Source organism: Bradyrhizobium sp. SPXBL-04 (assembly GCF_051853035.1).
Lineage (GTDB): Bacteria > Pseudomonadota > Alphaproteobacteria > Rhizobiales > Xanthobacteraceae > Bradyrhizobium > Bradyrhizobium zhanjiangense.
This window is the reverse complement of the sequence record NZ_CP182472.1, coordinates 881,596-898,207: the sequence shown is the minus strand read 5'-3', so window position 1 is coordinate 898,207 and position 16,612 is coordinate 881,596. Positions and strand designations below refer to the sequence as shown.

Below are 16,612 nucleotides of genomic sequence, written 5' to 3'. Positions count from 1 at the left end.
TCAGCCAGGAGAACTCCATGCCCACCCTGACCGAATGGAGAGTGCCGCCGGCCAATCAGCCGCGTGCGAGCGATTATGGTTTCGATCTCGACCGCGCGCTCGGCTCCGTCGTCGGCCTGCACGCCATCATCCCGCCGGACGCCTTCAGCGCCGAGACACTGGGCACCGAACGCGCCGGCAACGGCGTCGTGATCGACGACGGGCTGGTGCTCACCATCGGCTACCTCATCACCGAGGCGGAATCCGTATGGCTGCACCTCGCCGACGGGCGTGTGGTCGAAGGGCATGCGCTCGGCTTCGATTCCGTCACCGGCTTCGGCCTGGTACAGGCGCTCGGCCAGCTCGACGTCGAACCTCTGCCGCTCGGCACCTCGGCGGAAACGCGGATCGGCGACCGCGTCGTGGTCGGCGGCGCCGGCGGCCGCACGCGCTCGGTTGCGAGCCAGATCGTGGCCAAGCAGGAATTCGCCGGCTATTGGGAATATCTGCTGGATGAGGCCATCTTTACCTATCCCGCACATCCGAATTGGGGCGGCACCGCGCTTCTCAACGAACGCGGCGAGTTGATCGGCATCGGCTCGCTCCAACTCGAGCGCGAACGCGACGGCAAGGCCGAGCATGTCAACATGATCGTGCCGATCGACCTCTTGAAGCCGATCCTCGACGACCTGCGCAAGTTCGGCCGCGTCAACAAGCCGGCACGGCCCTGGCTCGGGCTCTACTCGACCGAGATCGACAACCGCGTGGTGGTGATCGGGATCTCCGCCAACGGTCCGGCCGCGCGCGCCGAGCTCAAGACCGGCGATGTCATCCTCGCCGTGGACGGCGACAAGGTCACGAGCCAGACCGGTTTCTACAAGAAGATGTGGGCGCTCGGCGCCGCCGGCGTCGACGTGCCGCTGACCGTGCATCACGAAGGCGTCACCTTCGACGTCACGGTGACCTCGACCGATCGCTTCAAGCTTTTGAAGGCGCCGAAGCTGCACTGACCCAAAAGCTTGAGGAAGCCGCGATGACCGAGGCCGTGGTGGACGACATCGTGGCCGTGCTGCCGCCGCTGCTCAACGCGCTGGAGGCGCTCGGCTTCTTCCAGCGGCATCTGCACCCGCCGGCCTTCGCGTCGGTGATGAACGCGATCGGCGCGCCTGACGTGGCGCTGCAAGCGGCGCAGGCAGCGATCGGCGACTGGCCGGAGCAGTTCGCCGGCCTACGCGATCGGCTCGATCGCGCCTGCGACGAGACGCTCGCCGCCTTTGCCGGCATTCGCGAGATCGAGCGCGGTAATGGCGACCTCGTCGCGGTGTTCCGCGCGCTGCGCCACCTGCCGCGCGCACAGGAGGCGCTCTATCCGCTGGCGCTGCAGTTTCCCCCGGTGAGCAGCTTCTTTCTCAACGCTGCCAATCGCGAAAATGCCGACCTGTTGTCGCGGCTCGAAGTCGGCGCGAGCGAAAATACCGGCATCTTCCATGATCACAACGAGCCCGGCAGCCGCGGCGGCTTCTCGGTCTATGTGCCCGAATATTACACGCCCGATCGCGCCATGCCGCTGGTGATGGCGCTGCATGGCGGCAGCGGCAACGGGCGCGGTTTCCTGTGGAGCTGGTTGCGCGATGCGCGCAGCCTTGGCTCAATCCTGGTGGCGCCGACGGCAACCGGCCCGACCTGGGCGCTGATGGGCGACGATGGCGACACGCCCAATCTCATGCGCATCCTCGAGACCGTGCGCGGCCGATGGACGGTCGATGCCTCGCGGATGCTGCTGACCGGCATGAGCGACGGCGGCACCTTCTGCTACGTCACCGGCCTCGACGGCGCCTCACCATTCACGCATCTTGCGCCGGTGTCAGCGACTTTCAATCCGCTGATGGCGGAGATGGCGGACGCCACGCGCCTCCAGCGCCTGCCGGTCTTCATCACCCACGGCAAGCTCGACTGGATGTTTCCGGTGCAGACCGCGCGGCAGACGCAGGCGGCGCTCTCTGCCGCTGGCGCCGACGTCACCTATCGGGAGATCGACGACCTCAGTCACACCTATCCGCGCGAAATCAACGCGGAGCTGCTGGAATGGCTGAATGGGACATGAACGATCCGTCCTTATCTGTGCCGTACTGCCGCGGGAACCATTGCTCCGGGCCGACGTTATCGCCGGTCACCGGAGGTTCGCTATGCAGACTTTTTTTGGAATGATCCTGGGCGCACTGCTGCTCGCGGGCGGCGTTTACGTCTATGATTCCATGCAGACGTCGTCGGTCGCCAATGGCGAGGTCGCGACCACCAATCGCACCATCGTGAACTGGGATGTCGCCAAGGCCGATTGGGACGCGCTGCGCGACCGAGCGCACAAGGACTGGGTCCGGATCTCGTCGAAGTAGCGACGCCGCATCATGAGCAAGGCGCCGTCGCGAACTCCGCGGCGGCGCCTTTGTGTTGCGTGATGACTAAAGCGCGATGAGATTAGGATGAATTGTCATCGCGCTCTAGGTTATTGTTTGAGCATGATCTTTTCGGAAAACCGCTGCGCACTTTTCCGGATCATGCTTTAGCGCTCGGCTCAGTTCATCTTGGCCTTGCGTGCGTCGGCAATGACCTGCTCGAACTGGTTCATGCTCAGCACGCCCGGTACGCGGTACTTGCCGACAATGAAGGACGGCGTGCCGCGGAAGCCAAAGGCTTCAGCTTGCTCATTGTTGCGCTTGAGAATCGCGTCGATGTCCTTGGCATGGCCGGCGAGATCGCGCTTCAGGCGGTCCATGTCGACGCCTGCGCCAGCGAGAAGCTCGTTGATGCGCGGCTCGGTCAGGCGCGAGCTGACGCCCATCATGGCGTCGTGGGCCTGATGGTACTTGCCCTGGAATTTCGCCGCGAGCGCGGTCCGCGCCGCCGTGACCGAGACCGGCCCGAGGATCGGCCAATCCTTCATCACCAGCCGCACCTTGCCGTCGTCCTGGACGACTTGGCGCAGCTCGGGCTCGAGCTTGCGGCAATAGGGACAATTGTAGTCGGACCATTCGACGATGGTGATGTTGCCGTCGGGATTGCCGGCAACCGGCGTGTCGGGATCGCGCAGCACCTTGGTTTCGGTCAGCACCTCGTCGTCATCGGCGGCGGCGCGCGCGAAAGTGATCCCGCCCGCCGCCAAGGCACCCGCCCCGATCAGCGTCAACGCCGCGCGCCGCGTCGCCACAAGGCGCTTATTCCCAGATCCAGCCATATCTCGTCCCGTTTCGGTCCCATCGCCGCAAATACGATTCGGGACCGGGAATTGTTACGGCTGATATAGAGCGTCGCGGGCGCGATGTCATCGCCATGCTATGCGCGGATCGCGGCCGGCGCTGGCGGAGCCGCAGCGCGCGGCAGCATCGCCATCAGCGTGCCGGTCATGGAAGCGATCAGCGTCGTCCTGCCCTCGTGCTCGGCAAAGGCCCTGGCCTCGCAGAAGGTCAGCATGCGGCCGGGTTTGACTACCTCGGCCCTGAAGACAAAGCGCGCACCGCGAGCAGGTGCGAGCAGCGTGGTCTTGAACTCGACGGTGAGGATGTCCGCTTCACGCGGCATCAGGGTGAAAGCGGCGACGCCGCAGGCATTGTCCAGGCCTGCGGTGATGATACCGGCATGGACAAACCCGTTCTGCTGCGTGAAGGCAGCCGAATGCAGCATCGCCAGCTCCACCTCGCCCGGGGCGAGATGGACAATCGAGATGCCGAGCGTGTGCATTGCCGGCTGGGCCGCGAACATCGCCATGGCCGCCGCGCGGTAATCGGGGTTTTTCGGCTCGAATGCGACCATGGTTCACGCCTCCGCCGGCACGGAACGGTGCTTCATGGCGATCTCTCGGATGGTATCGGTGAACGGTACGGACTTCCGTAATTGGCGATCCATGTGCACGCCGGTGATCTCGCAGGTCGCCGCGAATTCGCCGGTCTCCGCATTCATCATGTCATGCCGGAAGCGGATCGACTTGTCGCGAACTTCAAGCAGATGGCTGCGGATCTCAACGATGTCGCCGGCGAGCAGCTCTCGCTTGTAGGCTATGTTCTGCTGCACCGCGGCCATGCCGCGGCCCGAGCTGCGCAGATAGCTCGGCGTCAGTCCGAGCCGGGCGAACAGATTCCAGTTGGCCTCATCGAACTTGCCGACATACCACATGATGTTCATGTGGCCGACATGATCGCATTGCCACGGATAGACCGTGCCGCGATAGGTCGCCTCCTCCATCGCAATTCGCTCCCTGTCCTTTTCTTCCGCCTTTGCGGATTGATACGGTAGCGTATCAGAGCTTCGTCGCGCTAGCAATACGGTACCGTATCAAGAAACCGGCGAGGCTTCCTTCATGAGCGACGGCAAGGGCGATGTCTGGGTCGAGGCAGGGTTTACCGAACTCGCCCGCTCGGGGGTCGAGGGGGTGCGGGTGGAGGTGCTCGCCAAGAATCTCGGCGTCACCAAGGGCGGTTTCTATCGCCGTTTCGCCGACCGGGCCGCACTGCTCGAAGCCATTCTGGAACGCTGGCGCGAGGGACGTATCGCGGCGATCGCGCAGCAGACGAGTCTCGACGGACAACAGCCCCGCGAGCGGCTGAAGGCGGTGATCCAGCTCTATTCCGAGCGGCTCAATCCGGCAGCCATGGCGATCGAGCTCGCGATCCGGCAATGGGCCCGCTCCGATGAGGGCGCAGCGGCGGCGGTGGCGAGCGTGGATGCCGCGCGGCTCAAGCACGTCGCCGAGCTCTATCGCGCGACCGGCCTTGCGGCCGAGGAGGCCGAGGCGCAGGCCTTCCTATTCTATTGCTTCATCTTCGGCCAGAGCCTGTTGTTCGTCGAACGCGGCCCGCGTAAGCGGTCGCAGCTCGTGGCGAAATCGGCCGAGAAGCTGTTGGGCTAGACAAAACGGCCGGAGCGTTGCTCCGGCCGGTGCATGGTTCGAAGCTCAGGCGGCGCCCTTCAGCTTCTTGGTGCATTCGCTGTAATAGCCGCCGCCCTTCTGGATCCACTTCAAGCCGCCATTGCCGTTGGTGGCCTTGTTGGCATTGTATTGATCAACGCAGGTGTGGAGTCGCGCCTTGCCGGGGGTCTCCTTGGCGTATTTCGGATCGACCGCGTTCGGATAGATCGCAGGTCCAGTCGGCAGCGTCGGCGCGGCGGCGGGCGCGGCCTCCTTCTTCGCCTGCTTCGGCTCGGCAGGGGCGGCGGGCGCAGCCGGAGCAGCCGCCGTGGGCGCAGCGGCAGGCGTTGCATCTGCACCGCACTGGGCCTTGCGGAAGTCATTCCATTTCATGGTGCCGAGCGAGCCGTCCTTCTTGGCCGCCTGATATTTTGCGCTGCACTCCTGCGCGGTCAGTGCCTGCGCCGGCGCGCTCGCCACCAATGCCGCGACACCTGACGCTGCAATCGCACACAACAATTTTGTCTGAATGGTCATCCCTGGGTCTCCTCCTTGATCTTCCTCGAGGGAAGCGAAACGAGGATTGCTATCCTAGCGTGTCGATCGCTTGCGACAAGGATGCGATGAGTTGCGCCGGCAAAATATAGTGATCCCGTCGCTCAACTCATTCATGTCGCGTTCAGCATGGCGAGCCGACGTTCCCAAGCCTTCGCAATTCTCCCAAGAAGAGTGCAACACATGACCTTCACCTCCCGCCTCGCCGCCCTCGCTCTCGTCTCCCTGCTCGCCACCGGCACTGCCTTCGCACAGACCGCCGCGCCGGCCGCCAAAACCGACGCTGCTGCCACCGCCGACAAGAAGGCGCCGAAGGAGCGCTCGGCCGAATCGCTCGAATGCTCCAAGCAGGCGGACGCCAAGGGATTGAAGGGCAAGGAGCGCAAGAAATTTCGCCGCGAGTGCATGAAGGAAGCAAAGGCCGGCACCGCAGCGCCCGCCGCCCCTGCCGCCGACAAGAAGTAAGTCCGTCGCGACCTCCGCGAACATCAGTGAGAGGCATGCGCATTGCGGCATGACGAACCCGCAATTGTGCGCCTCTCGCTGATTTGCGATAAGGCGGCGTGAAACAAATCGTCGCCTCCCTGCCGTTCGAATGGCCGAGCCGTGCCAATGTCTTGAGCACGATGGAGACGCTTGTCATCGGCACCGCCGGTGGCCTCGTGTTTCTCGTCGCGGGCCTTCCCGGCGGGCTGATCTCGGGCGCGATGATCGCGGTCGGGATCGCCGCAATCGCCGGCCGCCAGCTGGCGCTGCCGCCGATCCTGACCCAGACCGTGCTGGTGCTGCTCGGCATTTCGCTGGGCTCGGTGGTCTCGCGCCATCTGATCCAGCAGGTCAGCGCCTATCCCGTCACCATCGGCCTGCTTGCGCTCGCGACCTTCTGCTCGACCTTCGGATCGAGCTATTACCTGCAGCGCGTCCATGGCTGGGACCGCACCTCGGCCTTCCTTGCCGGTAGTCCCGGCGCGCTGTCGCAGATCACGATCCTGGCGGTCGAGCGCGGCGCCGACCTGCCGGGCATCGCGGTGGTGCAGACCATGCGCGTCATCATCCTCACCGCGGCGCTGCCGATGGTGCTGGCGATCGCGGGCGTGGCGCCCTCAGCCGCACCGTCGCTGACGACGACGATCGCCTCGCCGCTCGGCCTCGTGGTGCTGGCCGCAGCTTCGCTGGCGGTGGCGCTCTTCTTGCGGCTGATCAAATTTCCGGCGAGCTGGATGTTCGGCGCGATGATCGCCTCCAGCGTGCTGCATGGCGCCGGTTGGGTCGAGGGCGGCCTGCCAAACTGGGTACGCGGCGTGGCCCTGGTCGGAATCGGCGCCCTGATCGGCAGCCGCTTCGCGCGGATGCGGATCAAGACGCTCGCGGGTCATATCAACGCGGCGCTGGGCTCGTTTACAGTGGCCATCGCCGTCTCCGCCCTCTTCGTCGGCATCGTCGCGCTCACCACGCCGGTGAAATTCTCCGATGTCGTCGTCGCCTTCGCACCGGGCGCGATGGACGCGATGCTGGCGCTGGCCCTGACGCTGCACATCGACCCGATCTTCGTCGGCGCCCATCACCTGTCGCGCTTCGTCTTCGTGACGATCGCGACACCCGGCATCGTGCACTTGTTCGGGCGCACGCAAGATGATGTGGATGATTGACGGGCTCTCGTAGGGTGGGCAAAGCGCAGCGTGCCCACCAGCGACTGGTGAGCGTCGATGAATGGTGGCACGGCGCGCGAAGAAGCGCCTTTGCTCACCCTACGGCAGCTACCTAACGCTTCGCCGTCCGCATAAATCCCCATGCGGCGATTGCGGCCATCAGCAGCGAGATCAGCACGTTGTAGCCGGCCAGCGAGAGGCCGAGGAAGCGCCACTGCACCTCGTCGCAGCGGACCACCTTCACGGTGTCGAGCCGCGAGAAAAGGTCGCCGGCGTTGCCGAGATTGACCACGGGACCGGAGCAGTCAGTCGGCCCCTGCCAAAACCCCCATTCGACGCCGGAGTGATAGGTGCCGAGACCGGCATTGGCGAGCGTCGCCAGCGCGAGGATCGCCAACGCAGCGAGCAGCAGCGGCCGCGGCGCGCCGCTCCTGGCCGCAAGCGCCGTGAGGGCACCGAGCGGGATCGCGAGATAATAGGCGTAGCGCTGCTCCAGGCAGAGCGGACAGGGCACAATCTCAAGCACGAGCTGGAAGAACCAGGCCCCCGCGATCGTGGCGGCGGCGATCAGCGTGACGAGCAGTGAGGCGGTCAGCGCGGGACCGGCGCTGGCCGGCTTGAACGCTGGTATGGCAGCACTCCGGGTCGTCACGGCAGCCTCTCTCCGATGGGTCGCGCGTCTAAGCCTCTAACTCCGGCCCATGCGGCTGTCGAGAACGGCGGGGATCACTTTGGCGCGGGTTGACCCCGTCCTGTCCATGGCTATAGTCCGCCGGCTTCGCGACGTCCCTTGGGCCGACCGAAGGCCCCTGTGGCGGAACTGGTAGACGCGCTCGACTCAAAATCGAGTTCCGCAAGGAGTGCTGGTTCGATTCCGGCCAGGGGCACCAGCCTTCGCTGCTTCGCAGCTACGGCTGGGCGAGCCAGGCGCAAGTCTGTCCAATGCGAAGGAGCGAAGGCTGTCCCGCCGGAGCCTTGGCGAAGGCGGACTGGCTCAACGTTGCTCCACCCCCCTAGCCATTCTCCCATCCCCACTGTATAAGCCCTCAGCTTCTTCACTGAACCGAAGGAGCTCACATGAACGATCTGCACGCGTGGCTTTCGCAGCAGCACCACGGTTTGCGGACCTTCCAAATCTTCCAGCAAAAGCTCGAGACGCTCGGCCGGGACGATCCCGCCCAGCGTGGCCTGTGCCGTCTGCTCAGCGGTGTCGTCGGCAGCTATGTCGAGGCCTTTGACGAAGCCCCGCTGCCGGTCGAGGTCGCCGACACCGCCTATCGTCGCCTGCTGACGCTGCTCGCCAGCCTCGATCTCCACGGAGACGCCACGAGGCGGCTCGCCGACATCAACCGCGTGGCGACCTGCGAATTGTGGCGGTGATCGGCAGCATGAGCGTGCACACTTCAATTTTCAAACAGCGAGACGCGCCTGTACAGCCTCGCGACGCATGACGCCCGAGTCTTGTGCTTCGCTTGACGCCCCTTCGTTGGAAAGGGCGCAGGGAAGACCGGGTGCTGGCTGGCACCCGCGGTCCGCTGTGCGCAAATTGCGCGAAGACAAATGCACAGCGGCATACAGGGCAGCCTGGACATCCCGGCCTTTCCCTGCGCAGTGGTTTGACGGCTTATGGCGCGCTCTCCCCGGGGAGCGATGCACTATTGCCCCCGTCGCCTTGCGGATGGCTGATGCGCGCGCCCGGTCGGGCAGCACGTACCACCGCAAGCCTTGACGCACAGACCCCGGGCGCCAGGACCACACGCTTTTGCCGTACGCGAACCGCACCTGTCGTTTGCGCGCCGCTCAACCGCTCACGGGCCAAACCCGCCCTGCGATTGCCCGGCGCACCGATGCGCTCCACGCCCACCGCCACCCGGCCCGCGTATCGTGACGATCGCGAAACGCCCCTTATCCATGGGCCGGGATGAACAACACATACGATATTTCCGAATTTCGGTCAATCGGAATCTTTCGGCTTCCGAAGGGGCGAGAGTTCTGACAGACCTTGTTCCGATAGGGAATCATCTTCTGCAGATCGATGGCCTCATTCTTGCCCCGGCTCTATCCACATCGTCATTGCGGGCGCAGCGAAGCAATCCAGGAATGCATCCGCGGAGATAGTCTGGATTGCTTCGTCGCAAGCGCTCCTCGCAATGACGAGGAGGAGAGATTACGCGTCCGGTACTGCCGGAGGCATTCGACTTCGCCGCGCAATTCCCTATATCCTGTGGCAACCGATCTGATGCAGCGGACAGCTCTGATGGCGAGAAGACGTGCGACGGAAGCGGACGCCGACGACCTCCCCCGCTTCTTCGTCTGGGTCCGGGGCCTCGAAGGGCCCGAACCTCAGAAATGGATGACGATGGATTTCGGCGTCGGAGACTGGAAGCGGCCGCTCGTGCTGGCCTATCTGGAGCTGCCCGAAGACGAACGGCATCTGTCCTTGTCGGTGCTGGCCCGGCGCTATCCACCGCCGCGGGATGATCTTTCGTGAGCCGGGCTAGGGTGTGTAACGTCGGCTCCGCAAGGCGAAGCGGAGGTCACCCCGCTTGAGCGGTGATCGGCGGCTTGTGACCCAAGGCTGCTCTTGCACGCGGTCGTATTGTGTGCGGGTTGCGTAGGCGAAGGCTGGGACCAGAGGATCAATATTACTCGTGCCGAATTAATGAGACAGGCTACACGTTTCGGAGGAGGTTCGAAATGTACACGCGCGTTCTGGGACTCACGATATCTGCTCTCATGCTGACGTACGGCCCGGTCGGTGCGATCGCACAAGACCGAATGATACCCCAGCCAGATCAGCAACAAATGCAATCCCATCCCACGGGCCAGGAAGGCGCGAGCACGATGGGGCAAGGCGGCATGATGGGGCACGGAATGATGGGAGGACGTATGATGGGGCGCGGCATGATGGGTGGGAGCGCGATGGGATCACCCTTTATGATGCGCATGATGTTCGCTCTGATGGACGCCGACGGCGATGGGACCATCTCACTGCAGGAGTTTCAGGCAGCTCACGAACGGATTTTCAAGGCAATGGACAGCAATAAAGATGGCAAGCTGACCCTGGAGGAGATGCAAGTGTTCATACACGGCACGAGGTGATCGTCTCCGGCGCGGATGGCGCGCGTCGCGTGCGCCATCCGCCCCTGAAGAAATGAGCCTTAAGCCTTCAGGTCCGTGATCCGCATAATCGCGACCACACTCCCATCGTTGTACGCCTGTTCTTTCGTGTCCTTGTTGCAGGTCCAGACAAAATTCTTCTTGCCCGTAAAGGTCTTTCCCTCCTGGTCAAGTCGAAGCTCCCCTTCGGTGATATGGCAGACCATGGCATTCATCATCGGGGGCCCCATGGTCTTCGACCCCGGCTGCATAATGATATCGCGCATTGAGACGGTCTTAAAACCTGGGATCAGGGATGGTGTCTCGCCTTCATATTCACGCACCACGACACCTGGCCAAGGCGTCGTATCCTTGTAGCCTGTGGTTTGCGCGGCGGCTGGCTTGATCATGGCAGCTGAAGCCGCTGCCAACCCGAATCCCAGTGCAGACCTTCGATCGACCTTGCTCATCGCTTTTCTCCCGACATTACCGAACGAGCCGTTGCATAAGCAGCGCGCAAAGTTCGTGGTGAACGGTGGAGCGAAACCGAAAAAAGGACGGTCTCTAAGAGAGCGTGCCTGCCGATAGCACCAGTGCTGCTCATTTACCCGGACGGAGATTTCGGCACGTCCCGCCTCAAGGGCCGTAATATTCTACGTCACCTGAGGCATCCGGGGAACAGGTGGCGACGCACGAAGACACTGCGGCCGAATGTCCGGAATTGGCCCAACTCGAACGTCTAGTGTGCTGCCGTAACGGGCCGGTATCGGAAGGCGGAGCGGACCTCATCCGCGCCCTGAGTGCAGCGCCGATCATGAGCACGCGCTCCAGCCTAGGCGCAAGCCACGATCGTCTGTCCGCGCCTGGCGCGGGACCGAGTTATCGTCGCCCCCATGATTATGGGTGTCACGGCATCCGTGCTGCGGTTAGACTTGCCTCGCGCCGCGGGGGACACGCGGGTCGCGGGACGATGAACATGAGCGAACAGGGCGAGACGGGTGAGGCCATCACCATCCTCCTCGTCGAGGACGATGCGCCGACCTGCTGGCGGCTCCAGGACGCGCTGGTCAAGGCCGGCTACGAGGTGCGTAGCGCCGGCACGCTCGGAGAAGCCCGGTCTGCGCTCGGCGAGGACACGCCTCGCGTGCTGCTCACCGATCTCAGGCTGCCCGACGGCCACGGCATCGAGCTGATTCGCGAAACCCGGCAGCGCTTTCCCGATACCGAGATCATGGTGATCTCGGCGCTCGGCGACGAGGAAAGCGTGATCTCGGCGATCACCGTGGGTGCGACCGGCTATCTCCTGAAGGATGCCTTCCCGACCGACATCGCCACCACCGTGCGCGATCTGGTCGCCGGTCATTCGCCGATCTCGGCCTCGATCGCCCGTTTCATCGTGCGGCGAACGCAGAGTTCGGCGGAGCCCTCGCCCGGCCCCGCGCTCAACACGGCCAAGCTGACCCCGCGGGAGATCGACATCCTCTGGGGCATCGCCAAAGGCTTCAGCTATGCCGAGATCGCGAGCCATCTCGGCCTGTCCAGGCAGACCGTGCCCGGCCACATCAAGAACATCTATCGCAAGCTCGAAGTGCACACCCGCAGCGAGGCCGTGTTCGAAGCCGTGCAGCAGGGCCTGATCAAGCTGTGAGCGAGATCGCAGCGAAGACAACAACGCGCCCGCGGCGCCGGCTGATTGTGTCGCGCCTCGTGCCTTATCTACTGCTCCAGGCCCTGATCGTCATCGTCACCGTGCTTGGGCTCCGGCTGCTGCAACCCGGCGATCCCGAAGACTTCGCGGTGAGCGATTTTTCGGCGCGCGAGGACGGCACGATGCGCGCGGTGAGGCTGCCGCACTTCACCGCATCGCGCTATTCGCTGGCCGACCCGCCGCTCTACACCGCCGCCTTCACATTCCGGCCGGGCGATGCGGGATCGGGATGGTCGGTGTATCTGCCGCGCTTCAGCAACGCGGTAGAGGTCGCCGTCAACGGCGTCGTGGTGCTGGATTCCCGGCGTGACGCCAATGCCAACCGGCCGGACCGCAACACGCCGCAGATCGCGGCGATTCCGTCCTCGCTGCTGCGCGACGGCGCCAACGATCTCACGGTGCGGCTGTTCGTCTGGGGGCCGCTGAAGGGCTTTCTCGACACCGTCTATGTCGGGCCGGACGCCGCCTTGCGTCCCGCCTATGAGACGCGCACGCTGCTGTTCGTCACGCTGCCCGTCGTGTTCTCCGCCTGGCAATCGATCCTCGCGGTCATCCTTGCGATCATGTGGCTGATGCGGCGTCACGAGCCGGTTTACGGCGTGCTGGCGGTGGCGATGGTGCTCGGCGTGGTGCAGGCGTTCGTGCCGCCGCCGGTGCCGCCGGCCACGACGTCGCGGCTCGCCGCCGTGCTGCTGGCATCCGCACCGATCGAGAGCGCGCTGATCGTCGTGTTCGGCATGCTGTTCTTCGGTTGGCGCTGGCCGCGGTATGGCACGCTGCTGTTCGTGCCAGGCCTCGTCGTGTTCGTGGTCGGGCTGATCGGGGGCCCGCCGCTGCCACGCATTCTCTTTCTGGTGCTCGGCATTCCCACGGTCGGGCTTTGCCTGTTCCTGATGGCGTGCGTGACCGCAGCCGCAGTGGTCCGGCGGCAGGACGCGGCAAGCTTCACGATCGGCTGCGCCGTGACCATCGTGTTGGTCTGCTGGGTCCAGGACATGCTCACGGTGTTGGAGATCGCGACCAACGATCGCATCTTCGTCTCGCGCCTGTCCTATTCGGCGATGCTGGTCGCGATCGGCGCCGGGCTGACCTGGCGCTTCGCGCGCGCGCTGAACCAGGTCGACAGCTTTGCCGGACAGCTCGTTGCACGGGTCGGCGAGGCCGAGGAACGGCTGAAGGCAAGCTTTGCCCGCGAGGAGGCGCGCGCCCGCGCCGCTGCGCTCGCCAATGAGCGCACGCGGCTGATGCGGGACCTGCATGACGGCCTCGGCGGCCAGCTCGTCAGCATCGTCGCGCTCTCCGAGCGCGGCCATGAGGGCGCGACCATCACGGAGGCCGCTCGCGCAGCACTGAAGGATCTGCGCCTCGTCATCGATTCCATGGACGACATCGGCGGCGACCTGATGCTCGCGCTCGGCTCCTGGCGCGAGCGCGCGACGGCGCAATTGCGGCCGCACGACATCGTGCTCGACTGGCGCGTGGCGACGCCGCAGGGCCTGCCGCTGCATCCCGAATTGCGGCCATGGCACGTCATCCAGATCGTGCGCATCCTCGACGAGGCCGTGACCAACGCCGTCAAGCACGCTGAGGCGCGCCACATCGCGGTCAGCATCGAGACGCTCGACGACGATCACGGGCCGTATGGCGTGATCAGCGTGGCGGACGACGGCAAGGGCTTTGCGCTCGCCGGCAATGGCGCGAGCGCCGGCCAGACCGCGCGGGGCTTGCGCAACATGAGGAGCCGCGCCGCCCGCTGCGGCGCGGTGCTCGATCTGAGCTCGGATGCCTCAGGCACGCGCGTGCGGCTGCAATTGCCGCAGCGTTTTCCCGACAGCGATGCGGCTGCGGGCTGAAAAGCCCCCTCCCCGAACGTGTGGGGCGCACGGAGAGAGGGGACGGGCCGGGTCCTCTGCGGAGGACGGGGGGTGTTCGTCCGCAGGGGCTCTGTTGGCCCGAAGCAATGCAATCAAATCAATCGAATGGAATATCAGCGCACGCCGACGCGATTGACCGGGCCGCCGCGATTCATCGGCGTACCTGCGCGCACGCCGACACCGGGCGCGCCGACGCCGGGTGTCGCGACCGCGGCCCGCGCAACCGGAGCTCCCGGCGCGACCACCACGGCCGCAGTCGGCCGCACCACGCAGCCCTTGGGCACGCCGACCGTCTTGCAATAGACCACGGCCTGCGCCGGGCTCGTGCCCAGCGACACCATCGCCGCACCCGCCAGCGCCATGATCGTCAGCCCGGCGCTCAGCGCTCCCGCTCTTTTCGACATCTTGCTCTCCTGCTTCCCGTCCGGCGTCCCGGTGCAATCACCGGGTTTCGCAGCCGAGGTGCAGCCTGAATGGCAAAAGACCGGGCGCGGATACATGCCATGAAGATGGGGGTGCCAAGCCTGAGAGGGCGCACCCGGTGCCATGAACATGGCATGGACCGGCGCCTGGACTTCGCGAGATCGTCCGCCCCGCTTGATCCCAGGCGGGACCAACGACAATCCCAAAGAGGTGCTTTATGAAGATTTCGGTTCTTGCCGCGCTGCTGCTCGCCGCCACCGCCGTGTCCGCCGCTGCGCAATCCGGTCCGACGCCGCAGGAGCAGATGGCCTGCCGCGGCGATGCCAGCAAATTCTGCGCCGAACATATCGGCAAGCCGCCGGAGATGAATGCCTGCCTGCGCCAGAACAAGACCAAGCTCTCCGACTCCTGCCGCAAGGTCGTGGAATCGCACGGCGGCTGAGCCGGCCCTCAAGTCTGGGAGCGCTTCAGCGGAGCGAACCCGGACTCTGTTTTGCCGATCATGCTTTAGTCGTCGTCGGGCCCGAACAGCCTGATCTGCGGGAAGCCGCTGCGTGGGCGGCTTGCGATATCGCGGGCATCGGAATCTTCGCGGATGTTGCGCGCGACGTCGTCCCAATCAGTGCGCTCGCGCGGGCCGCGCATCTCGCGGGACTCGTAATAGTGGCGGCGCTCGGCCCAGCGTTCGCGGCGCTCCATCCGGCGCCGTTCGGACGCGGCGCGCTTCACGTCGGAATCCCGCGCCTTGGCATAGGCGTTGTCCGGCGAAGCGGCCGGCTCTGTCGCTGCCTGCTGCTCCGCAGGCCTGGGCGCGGCTGATGCCGGCTTGGACTGTTCCTTGGACGGCTCGACCGCGGCTGCTTGCGACGGCCGCGGTACCGGCGGTTCAGCGGTCGCTTGAGTGGTCTGCGTATCGGTCTTGGCGGGTTCAGACTTTGCCTCGGCCTGCGCCGGTGCGGCAATGATCGCGCCAAAAGCCTGCGAACCGGTGAGATAATTCACGCGCTCGGACGGTGCGTTCATCGCCGCCGCTGTGGCAACGGCATCGGCGCGCTTGCTGGCGTCCGGTCCCTGCTTGGGCGCGATCGGATTCATGATGTTGCCGGCGACGATGCCGCCGCCGAGACCAATGGCGATGGCCGCGACAATGGTTCCGGCACCGACGAAATAGGCGGTCGAGGCGCGCATTGATCCACTCCCTCTTTGGGGCGAGCAACGCACGTTGATTGCCGGATGTTCCTGATGCCGCAGCAGTTCCCAAAGGAACTGTCAGATCTGCTGCGCGACCTTCTCCAGCCCGATGATGCGGGCGAGCTTGCGCACTTCCTCTTTCTGGTCGTCACGCAGCTGGAACAGCAGCGGCATCGCGGCCGACTTCAACTGCTGAACCTCGTCGCAATTCGGATCGATCGGCACGCCCGGCGCGTTCGGATTGGAGAGCTTGTTTGCCGAGATCTTGCGGACGACGTTGCGGAGCGCCGTCTCGACCGAGGGCCAATAATATTCCTGCGACGACGACAGTTTCAGGCGATCCCTGATACCCGCGATCTGTGCGTCGGACAGCAGCGCATAGGATTTCTGCGGCTGCGGCTTGGCCACGACCTTCGGCTTGGCCGGGACTTCGACGGCGGGGACCTCCGCTGCGGCGGGCGCCTCGTGCGAACTTGCCTTCGGCATCGGGAAATCGGAAGGCGTGGCGGCGGCAAAGGCCTGGCGCAGCGGCTCGGTCAGCACCGGCGTCTGGGCGAGCTTGTCGGCGGCGACCTGCACCGGCTCGATTGCGGCCGAGGCCAGCGCCAGCGTCGGAACCAGACGGTCGGCCTTGGCGGCGCGATTGGTGGCGAGCGGCTTGGCCGGAGGCGCCTGCGTGATCATCTCCGCGCTGACACTGGGCACGCTGTCACGGCCGAGAATGGCGGTCGTCGCAGCGCCGAGGACGAGGAAACAGGTCAGCGCGACGATGGTGATGGCTTTGGACAAACGTCTCTCCGCGCCCAACTTTCAAGTCCACGTGATCACTGCCCGGAAACTGGGCGATAATTAAGGCTTAACCGTGCAATTGCGGCGGCAATCGCGCGGACTGCGACGACATCGCCTGAAATGTTCAACGAAATCAGGCAGCTGCCGCAAGTTCGTAGGCATCCTGGATGTCGGCCACGATCTCGGAGGCCTCCCAGACCGCGCGCGGCTCGACCGATTGCAGCGTCACCGTCCAGTTGCCGCCGCGGCGGGTGCGGGCGACGCTGACGATGTCGAAGCGCACGTTGCGGCACAGCGGGTGTCGGGCCAGCGCGTGGGCCACGCGAACGCGGATTTCGTCCAACGTCGCGGCTGTCTTGCCGTTGAGATAGTTGAAGTCCATCGCCTGTCCCTCTCGGTCCTGATTGGCGGCCTTGAAGGGATTCTTGGCGGGCGATGGTTAATC

The 16,612-nt window shown here is 65.0% G+C and carries 22 protein-coding genes and 1 tRNA gene; 13 read left to right on the top strand and 10 right to left on the bottom strand.

From position 1 onward, the window contains the following. The first annotated feature begins 17 nt into the window (after positions 1–17). The 3 genes from ACNJX8_RS04185 (at position 18) to ACNJX8_RS04175 (ending at position 2,372) form a co-directional block, all read left to right on the top strand. A complete protein-coding gene (locus ACNJX8_RS04185; protein ID WP_128931185.1) occupies positions 18–989 on the top strand; it encodes a S1C family serine protease in 972 nt (323 codons plus the stop codon). Between the two features lie 23 nt (positions 990–1,012). Continuing rightward, on the top strand, positions 1,013–2,083 hold the full coding sequence (locus ACNJX8_RS04180; RefSeq protein ID WP_439359707.1) for a phospholipase: 1,071 nt from the start codon (positions 1,013–1,015) through the stop codon (positions 2,081–2,083). An 82-nt stretch (positions 2,084–2,165) separates the two neighbouring features. Beyond that, positions 2,166–2,372, top strand: a complete 207-nt coding sequence (locus ACNJX8_RS04175; RefSeq protein ID WP_018316294.1) for a hypothetical protein — start codon at positions 2,166–2,168, stop codon at positions 2,370–2,372. 179 nt (positions 2,373–2,551) lie between these two features. Here the strand turns inward: ACNJX8_RS04175 and ACNJX8_RS04170 are convergent, their stop codons facing one another. From ACNJX8_RS04170 to ACNJX8_RS04160, 3 genes are all read right to left on the bottom strand, one after another. After that, positions 2,552–3,211, bottom strand: a complete 660-nt coding sequence (locus ACNJX8_RS04170) for a DsbA family protein (protein WP_439359706.1) — start codon at positions 3,209–3,211, stop codon at positions 2,552–2,554. 98 nt (positions 3,212–3,309) lie between these two features. After that, positions 3,310–3,786, bottom strand: coding sequence for a PaaI family thioesterase (locus ACNJX8_RS04165; RefSeq protein WP_439359705.1), 477 nt, complete (start codon positions 3,784–3,786; stop codon positions 3,310–3,312). Positions 3,787–3,789: 3 nt separating this feature from the next. After that, the gene (locus ACNJX8_RS04160) at positions 3,790–4,215 is read right to left on the bottom strand and encodes an acyl-CoA thioesterase (RefSeq protein WP_439359704.1); all 426 of its coding nucleotides are present in this window, start codon (positions 4,213–4,215) and stop codon (positions 3,790–3,792) included. A 115-nt stretch (positions 4,216–4,330) separates the two neighbouring features. Here ACNJX8_RS04160 and ACNJX8_RS04155 point away from each other — a divergent pair, with 115 nt between their 5' ends. Then, a complete protein-coding gene (locus ACNJX8_RS04155; RefSeq protein WP_439359703.1) occupies positions 4,331–4,879 on the top strand; it encodes a TetR/AcrR family transcriptional regulator in 549 nt (182 codons plus the stop codon). A gap of 45 nt (positions 4,880–4,924) precedes the next feature. Here the strand turns inward: ACNJX8_RS04155 and ACNJX8_RS04150 are convergent, their stop codons facing one another. Then, the gene (locus ACNJX8_RS04150) at positions 4,925–5,416 is read right to left on the bottom strand and encodes a hypothetical protein (RefSeq protein WP_439359702.1); all 492 of its coding nucleotides are present in this window, start codon (positions 5,414–5,416) and stop codon (positions 4,925–4,927) included. 201 nt (positions 5,417–5,617) lie between these two features. Here ACNJX8_RS04150 and ACNJX8_RS04145 point away from each other — a divergent pair, with 201 nt between their 5' ends. Together ACNJX8_RS04145 and ACNJX8_RS04140 are read left to right on the top strand one after the other, a co-directional pair. Continuing rightward, positions 5,618–5,899: a PsiF family protein gene (locus tag ACNJX8_RS04145; protein ID WP_128942322.1), complete on the top strand. Its 282-nt coding sequence runs from the start codon at positions 5,618–5,620 to the stop codon at positions 5,897–5,899. A 98-nt stretch (positions 5,900–5,997) separates the two neighbouring features. Next, entirely contained in the window at positions 5,998–7,083 is a 1,086-nt protein-coding gene (locus tag ACNJX8_RS04140; RefSeq protein ID WP_128942323.1) for an AbrB family transcriptional regulator, read from the top strand. Positions 7,084–7,195: 112 nt separating this feature from the next. Here the strand turns inward: ACNJX8_RS04140 and ACNJX8_RS04135 are convergent, their stop codons facing one another. Beyond that, positions 7,196–7,735 carry a disulfide bond formation protein B gene (locus tag ACNJX8_RS04135; protein WP_128931176.1) on the bottom strand — a complete coding sequence of 180 codons (540 nt, stop codon included), beginning with the start codon at positions 7,733–7,735 and terminating at the stop codon, positions 7,196–7,198. A gap of 153 nt (positions 7,736–7,888) precedes the next feature. Between ACNJX8_RS04135 and ACNJX8_RS04130 the strand changes: the two genes are divergently transcribed. The 4 genes from ACNJX8_RS04130 (at position 7,889) to ACNJX8_RS04115 (ending at position 10,185) form a co-directional block, all read left to right on the top strand. Beyond that, positions 7,889–7,973 (top strand) — tRNA-Leu (locus ACNJX8_RS04130). Positions 7,974–8,160: 187 nt separating this feature from the next. Further along, positions 8,161–8,463 (top strand): hypothetical protein, encoded by a 303-nt coding sequence (locus tag ACNJX8_RS04125; protein WP_128947178.1) that lies wholly within the window; start codon positions 8,161–8,163, stop codon positions 8,461–8,463. Between the two features lie 877 nt (positions 8,464–9,340). Beyond that, positions 9,341–9,574: a hypothetical protein gene (locus ACNJX8_RS04120; RefSeq protein WP_128931174.1), complete on the top strand. Its 234-nt coding sequence runs from the start codon at positions 9,341–9,343 to the stop codon at positions 9,572–9,574. A 206-nt stretch (positions 9,575–9,780) separates the two neighbouring features. Continuing rightward, on the top strand, positions 9,781–10,185 hold the full coding sequence (locus ACNJX8_RS04115; protein WP_128942326.1) for an EF-hand domain-containing protein: 405 nt from the start codon (positions 9,781–9,783) through the stop codon (positions 10,183–10,185). 59 nt (positions 10,186–10,244) lie between these two features. Here ACNJX8_RS04115 and ACNJX8_RS04110 read toward each other — a convergent pair whose 3' ends face one another. Further along, positions 10,245–10,652 carry a hypothetical protein gene (locus tag ACNJX8_RS04110; RefSeq protein WP_091892274.1) on the bottom strand — a complete coding sequence of 136 codons (408 nt, stop codon included), beginning with the start codon at positions 10,650–10,652 and terminating at the stop codon, positions 10,245–10,247. 506 nt (positions 10,653–11,158) lie between these two features. On the opposite strand from ACNJX8_RS04110, the gene ACNJX8_RS04105 reads away from it, so the two are divergent. Together ACNJX8_RS04105 and ACNJX8_RS04100 are read left to right on the top strand one after the other, a co-directional pair. Then, positions 11,159–11,830: a response regulator gene (locus tag ACNJX8_RS04105; protein ID WP_439359701.1), complete on the top strand. Its 672-nt coding sequence runs from the start codon at positions 11,159–11,161 to the stop codon at positions 11,828–11,830. After that, complete coding sequence (locus ACNJX8_RS04100) at positions 11,827–13,743, top strand: sensor histidine kinase (protein ID WP_439359700.1); 1,917 nt, start codon at positions 11,827–11,829, stop codon at positions 13,741–13,743. The genes ACNJX8_RS04105 and ACNJX8_RS04100 overlap by 4 nt, the downstream gene beginning before the upstream one ends. 134 nt (positions 13,744–13,877) lie before the next feature. Here ACNJX8_RS04100 and ACNJX8_RS04095 read toward each other — a convergent pair whose 3' ends face one another. Next, a complete protein-coding gene (locus tag ACNJX8_RS04095; protein WP_060737488.1) occupies positions 13,878–14,168 on the bottom strand; it encodes a hypothetical protein in 291 nt (96 codons plus the stop codon). Positions 14,169–14,404: 236 nt separating this feature from the next. On the opposite strand from ACNJX8_RS04095, the gene ACNJX8_RS04090 reads away from it, so the two are divergent. Continuing rightward, complete coding sequence (locus ACNJX8_RS04090) at positions 14,405–14,629, top strand: hypothetical protein (RefSeq protein WP_128931169.1); 225 nt, start codon at positions 14,405–14,407, stop codon at positions 14,627–14,629. 65 nt (positions 14,630–14,694) lie between these two features. Here the strand turns inward: ACNJX8_RS04090 and ACNJX8_RS04085 are convergent, their stop codons facing one another. From ACNJX8_RS04085 to ACNJX8_RS04075, 3 genes are all read right to left on the bottom strand, one after another. Continuing rightward, positions 14,695–15,375 (bottom strand): hypothetical protein, encoded by a 681-nt coding sequence (locus ACNJX8_RS04085; protein ID WP_439359699.1) that lies wholly within the window; start codon positions 15,373–15,375, stop codon positions 14,695–14,697. 81 nt (positions 15,376–15,456) lie between these two features. Beyond that, positions 15,457–16,167 carry a hypothetical protein gene (locus ACNJX8_RS04080; protein WP_164935137.1) on the bottom strand — a complete coding sequence of 237 codons (711 nt, stop codon included), beginning with the start codon at positions 16,165–16,167 and terminating at the stop codon, positions 15,457–15,459. Between the two features lie 133 nt (positions 16,168–16,300). Beyond that, positions 16,301–16,549 carry a hypothetical protein gene (locus ACNJX8_RS04075; protein WP_128931167.1) on the bottom strand — a complete coding sequence of 83 codons (249 nt, stop codon included), beginning with the start codon at positions 16,547–16,549 and terminating at the stop codon, positions 16,301–16,303. Positions 16,550–16,612 lie beyond the last annotated feature (63 nt).

Bases quoted from the DNA above. Each gene is read 5' to 3' on its own strand.
- ACNJX8_RS04165 (WP_439359705.1), bottom strand. From the start codon at position 3,786: ATGGTCGCATTCGAGCCGAAAAACCCCGATTACCGCGCGGCGGCCATG.
- ACNJX8_RS04150 (WP_439359702.1), bottom strand. From the start codon at position 5,416: ATGACCATTCAGACAAAATTGTTGTGTGCGATTGCAGCGTCAGGTGTC.
- ACNJX8_RS04095 (WP_060737488.1), bottom strand. From the start codon at position 14,168: ATGTCGAAAAGAGCGGGAGCGCTGAGCGCCGGGCTGACGATCATGGCG.
- ACNJX8_RS04090 (WP_128931169.1), top strand. From the start codon at position 14,405: ATGAAGATTTCGGTTCTTGCCGCGCTGCTGCTCGCCGCCACCGCCGTG.
- ACNJX8_RS04120 (WP_128931174.1), top strand. From the start codon at position 9,341: ATGGCGAGAAGACGTGCGACGGAAGCGGACGCCGACGACCTCCCCCGC.
- ACNJX8_RS04160 (WP_439359704.1), bottom strand. From the start codon at position 4,215: ATGGAGGAGGCGACCTATCGCGGCACGGTCTATCCGTGGCAATGCGAT.
- ACNJX8_RS04180 (WP_439359707.1), top strand. From the start codon at position 1,013: ATGACCGAGGCCGTGGTGGACGACATCGTGGCCGTGCTGCCGCCGCTG.
- ACNJX8_RS04145 (WP_128942322.1), top strand. From the start codon at position 5,618: ATGACCTTCACCTCCCGCCTCGCCGCCCTCGCTCTCGTCTCCCTGCTC.
- ACNJX8_RS04105 (WP_439359701.1), top strand. From the start codon at position 11,159: ATGAGCGAACAGGGCGAGACGGGTGAGGCCATCACCATCCTCCTCGTC.
- ACNJX8_RS04155 (WP_439359703.1), top strand. From the start codon at position 4,331: ATGAGCGACGGCAAGGGCGATGTCTGGGTCGAGGCAGGGTTTACCGAA.
- ACNJX8_RS04175 (WP_018316294.1), top strand. From the start codon at position 2,166: ATGCAGACTTTTTTTGGAATGATCCTGGGCGCACTGCTGCTCGCGGGC.
- ACNJX8_RS04115 (WP_128942326.1), top strand. From the start codon at position 9,781: ATGTACACGCGCGTTCTGGGACTCACGATATCTGCTCTCATGCTGACG.
- ACNJX8_RS04085 (WP_439359699.1), bottom strand. From the start codon at position 15,375: ATGCGCGCCTCGACCGCCTATTTCGTCGGTGCCGGAACCATTGTCGCG.
- ACNJX8_RS04185 (WP_128931185.1), top strand. From the start codon at position 18: ATGCCCACCCTGACCGAATGGAGAGTGCCGCCGGCCAATCAGCCGCGT.
- ACNJX8_RS04110 (WP_091892274.1), bottom strand. From the start codon at position 10,652: ATGAGCAAGGTCGATCGAAGGTCTGCACTGGGATTCGGGTTGGCAGCG.
- ACNJX8_RS04075 (WP_128931167.1), bottom strand. From the start codon at position 16,549: ATGGACTTCAACTATCTCAACGGCAAGACAGCCGCGACGTTGGACGAA.
- ACNJX8_RS04125 (WP_128947178.1), top strand. From the start codon at position 8,161: ATGAACGATCTGCACGCGTGGCTTTCGCAGCAGCACCACGGTTTGCGG.
- ACNJX8_RS04170 (WP_439359706.1), bottom strand. From the start codon at position 3,211: ATGGCTGGATCTGGGAATAAGCGCCTTGTGGCGACGCGGCGCGCGGCG.